The following is a 4,247-nucleotide window of genomic DNA, read 5'->3' as shown; positions in this document are numbered from 1 at the left end:
CCGTCGTCGTCCTGCGCCTTGCCCTTGCCGTTGCCGTCGTCGTCCTGCGCCTTGCCCTTGCCGTTGCCGTCGTCGTCCTGCGCCTTGCCCTTGCCGTTGCCGTCGTCGTCCTGCGCCTTGCCCTTGCCGTCCCCGTCCCCATTGCCCCCCTCCTCCTGCGGCTCTGTCATTCGCATCGCCTGCAGACGGGGCTCGGGCGGCTCCACATGTCCCGGTGCTGGCACCGCGGGCGTCACCACCTCCACCTTCACCACGTGGGGGGTGCCCGGCAGGACGGCCGCGTCCGGGCCGGGCTTGGACTGGCCTGGCACGTTGAGATGGTCGAGGACATCGTGGAGAACGTCCTCGACGATGTCCTCTACGAGATCACCAATCCGGTCGACGGCGTCGAAGACCGGCAGTCCGTCCAGCGGCGAGGCGAAGTTGTCGCCTCCCGCCACCGGGGACGCCCCGTCAAACTCGGGCACCGGAGAATCCCCGGCGGCGTTGGGCTCCATCTTTCACTCCTCCTGGTACGGCTTCGAATTCACCGGAATCCGCAGGTGGCGGACTCCGTCACGCGTTGTGCATGATCTTTGCGGAGAACTTCTCGGTGTCCACGTAGTTCGTACAGATGAGATACAGCGTCTGCCGGGACTCCTCGACGTACGCGTGCATCGCGGCGCACTTGCTGTCCCAGAGGCGCTGCTTCTCCTCGTAGACGTTCTGCGCCTCGTCGTCCCAATGGGACTTGTCCATCACGGTGCTGGCCATCCGCGTCTTGATGCGGTCGAGCAGAGCGTCGAGATCGCTGGCAGACTTGTGCATCTCCCGGCAGATGTAGTCGACTTCTTCTGTCTCGATGGTGTAGTTGGTCATGTGCTCTCCCTTCGTGCTGGCTCGGCTTACTTGTTACCGGCCAGAGTGTTGGTGATGTGACCGCCGCTCCCGGAGGAGCCCGATCCGAACTCGCCGCCGCCGACGCTGTTGCCGAGGTTGGTCACGAGTCCCTGGTTGGCTGCGCTGCCCTCGTCGTACTGGTGCGCGCCCTTGACCATCGCCGCTCGAAGCGTTTCGAGGTCGTTGATAAGAACCTGTTGCCGGTTCCCGAGCCCGTCCATGACGCTCCGGAACGTGTTTGCCGTCTGCCCGGTCCAGGCCCTACTCAGGTCGTTCGCCGCGCTCATGATGTGTGTCTTGATGCCCTGGGCATCCACCACACCATTTCCGAACTCGGTGGCCGCCGCGTTCATCGCCTGGGTATTGACAGTCTTCTTGGCCATGCGCAATCACCTTTCGAGGTTTGGCGGGATTCCGCTGTCTTCGATACGTCGGTATCTACAGAGGAGTTCACTGCGCCGGCTTCCACCGGCGTGCCCGGCCCCGTACCGAGACCCCGTAGGCAACGGCCCCCAGGGCGGCGACGACCACCGCGGCAGAGGCCACGATCGTTCCGGTACGCATCGGGGCCGTGTCCGGGGGTGGGGGCACCACGTCCCCGACCGGCTTGGGACTGGGCTTCATCACACCCGGTTCGAGGACGGCGGCCACCGCCGCATACGGACTGACCGTGCCCCACCCGTGCAGACCGCCGCGCTGTCCTGACTCAGGTACGTCGGCGGTGGCGAGGAGACGCGCTCGTACGCCCGCCGCGTCGAGCTCGGGGTAGTACGCCCGTACGAGCGCGGCGGCTCCGGCGACGAAGGCCGCTGCTGGGGCGTCTCCACCGCCCTGCACCTGTCCCGGCCCATCGGTGCCCACGCCGATCACTTCCTCGCCGGGTGCGACGAGGTCCACCCGCCGCGCGATTCCGTTCTCGTTCGACCGCTGCCCCGTTCTGGTCACCCCGCCGACGGACAGCACCGTCGGATAGGCCGCGGGGTAGCGGAGCTCCTTCAGCGACTCATCGACGAAACCGGAGCGCCCAGTGCCGCCAGCGACCGCGACCACCACCACTCCGGCCATCTCCGCGGCTGCGACAGCCTGTTGAAGAGCGGCGCTCGGAAGGACCGGGTCGGCGGTCACGGCGATGATCTGCGCCCCACCGTCGACAGCGGCGACGATGGCCGCTGCCATCACCGCGGGGCTGCCGTCCTCCTCGTTGGTCGTCTCCCTGACGGGGAGGATGCGAACGCCGGGCGCGACACCGACGAGCCCCACTCCCTTGGCCGGCTGGGCTGCGATGATACCGGCAACGTACGTTCCGCGGCCGAAGCAGTCGGTGTTGGCGGCCGCGCCCTTGGTCCGTACGTCCTTGCCCGGCAGTACGTGCCCGTTGAGCTGGGGCACCGATGCGTCCACTCCGGTGTCCACCACGGCGACGGTGATGCCCTCGCCGCGCGACAGCCCCCACACGAGGTGGGCGCCTTGCGCCAGCTGCGCCCAGCCGGGCTGGGCGACAACCGTCGTGGCGGGGGTGGCGCACTTCTGGGCGATCGGTACGTAGCGTGAGCCCTCGCCCGGGTTCACCGCATGTCTCGGGACGAAGGCCACGAGTGCGAGGACGACAAGCACCAGAATGCGAACGCCCACCCCCCACATCGTGCGCGTCTGCCGGATACGCATCCCCGTACCCTCTTCCTTTCTGACGAATGCCTGGCGACCCGGAACTCTCGGCCCCGCGTCAGTTGGTGGTGGAGGATCCGGGTCGCGCCGACTCCCACGGCGGGACTGCCAGGCCCCCTGACGTGGTGGGTACGTCATCAGCGGCAGTGGCGGCAGACGTATGGGCAGCCACGAGGGGGGCGGTCGGCGGCGCCGCAGCAGTCACGGTCAGCTGATCGGTGCTCCCGTGGACATCGGACGCACCGGGTGCGCCGGCGATCTTCTGCCGTCGGCCTGCCGCGTACCGCACGCCCAGGAGAAGGAGCAGGAGGCTCCCGGCCGTGATGCCGGTGGCCCTCAGGCCCTCGCCCGCGGCCGCCGTCTCGGACGCGCTGGTGGACAAGACCACCTGCTGATCCGCAGGTGCGGTCCAAGCAGGTGCCGGCTGCTTCGCCGGCTGGTGGTTTCGGTTCTCGCCCTGTCCGGCATCCCGCCCCTGGCCCTCACCCGCATCCTGACCCTGGTTCGACTGGGACGGCAGCTGCGAGTCCTGTATCAGCGGAGCCTCCAGTAGGTACTGGTGCTGCTGATCGGTCTGCTGAGGCTGAAGTGTCTGCTGCAGCGGCCCGGTCGCCCCGCCCGGCACCACGGGCGTCAGCCCGGTGTCGGGGGCCTGCTGCAGCGGCACCGGGCCGGCGGGCGTGCCCGGGGTCGAGAGCAGAGGGGAGAGTTGCGTCGACTGCTGAGACTGGTTCGACTGCGGTGCCACTTCCAGCTTCGGCGTCAGCTTCCCCTGCGGGTTGGCCTCCGTAGATGCACCGCTGCCGGAGCCCTCAGAGGAATGCCCCCTGTCCTCGGAGGCGGACGAACCACCCTCCGAGGGAGTCACCGACTTCTTCGCCGTCGACGGTTCCGCCTGTGATGTCTCGGACTGAGGGGCGGCCTTCGGTTCGGACCGAGTCGTGGACTTCGGTTCGGACTGGGGCGCTGGTTCCGCCGCCGCCTTCGTCGCAGGCTTCGGTTCAGACTGCATCACGGGCTTGGGAGCGGCCTTCGTCGCCGGTTCCGCCGCCGCCTTCGGCTCGGCGTCCGCCGCTGCGTTCTCCGCCGGCGCCGTCGCCCTCGCTGTGGACGTCGTCGCGGACTTCGTCGAGGAATCGGACAGCGCGGCGGCCGTGGCGCCACCGGACGACTTCTTGCCGCCCGAGCAGGACTTCACAGAGTCCGCGGGTACGGCCGAAGTCGGCGGATCCCAGCGAAGCTCCACGTCCTGGTCCTTGTCCCAGTGATAGTTCTTCGCATCACAGGGGAGAATGATGTGCCAGCCGATCTCCAGATGTGTCTCGTTCTGGAGGCTGCCGCCATTGGCTTGCTGACGCCCCTTGTTGAGGGCGACGATCTCGGGATATCGGTTGCCGTCCTTGAGGAACCATTCTGCGAGATTCCAGACGTAGTCGTCCTTGGTCTTCACCACGATGTAGGGGACGTGTGCCTTGCCGGCAGTCGATTCGCCGGCCGCCGCGGCTTCGTCCGTGAGTTGCGGCAGGGCTGCCGGCGCGGCCAGTCCGGCGGCTGCGAGAAGTATCGGAATGAGCCGCCGAGAACGGCCTGTACGGCCGACCTCGGCAGCCTGGTTATCCGGCGTTTGGGGGACCACTGCGGAATTTCCTTCCACCAGTTATGACACGTGCGTACTTCGGATACGCCCGCGCATACCGGTGAGT

4 protein-coding genes and 1 pseudogene are annotated in these 4,247 nt (G+C 67.9%); all 5 read right to left on the bottom strand.

What is annotated here, in order from left to right; translation table 11 throughout:
• Window positions 1-497: pseudogene (locus tag ABT342_RS30020) on the bottom strand (hypothetical protein); the annotation flags it as partial.
• Window positions 498-555: 58 nt separating this feature from the next.
• Window positions 556-858, bottom strand: a complete 303-nt coding sequence (locus ABT342_RS30015) for a WXG100 family type VII secretion target (RefSeq protein WP_351580808.1) — start codon at window positions 856-858, stop codon at window positions 556-558.
• Window positions 859-884: 26 nt separating this feature from the next.
• On the bottom strand, window positions 885-1,262 hold the full coding sequence (locus ABT342_RS30010; RefSeq protein WP_351580805.1) for a WXG100 family type VII secretion target: 378 nt from the start codon (window positions 1,260-1,262) through the stop codon (window positions 885-887).
• A gap of 67 nt (window positions 1,263-1,329) precedes the next feature.
• Entirely contained in the window at window positions 1,330-2,511 is a 1,182-nt protein-coding gene (locus tag ABT342_RS30005; RefSeq protein ID WP_351580802.1) for a S8 family serine peptidase, read from the bottom strand.
• Between the two features lie 91 nt (window positions 2,512-2,602).
• Window positions 2,603-4,180: a hypothetical protein gene (locus tag ABT342_RS30000; RefSeq protein WP_351580799.1), complete on the bottom strand. Its 1,578-nt coding sequence runs from the start codon at window positions 4,178-4,180 to the stop codon at window positions 2,603-2,605.
• Window positions 4,181-4,247 lie beyond the last annotated feature (67 nt).

The organism is Streptomyces sp. NPDC000410 (genome assembly GCF_040300305.1).
GTDB lineage: Bacteria > Actinomycetota > Actinomycetes > Streptomycetales > Streptomycetaceae > Streptomyces.
The sequence above is the reverse complement of the archived record's forward strand: the minus strand, read 5'-3'. Positions and strand labels throughout refer to the sequence as shown.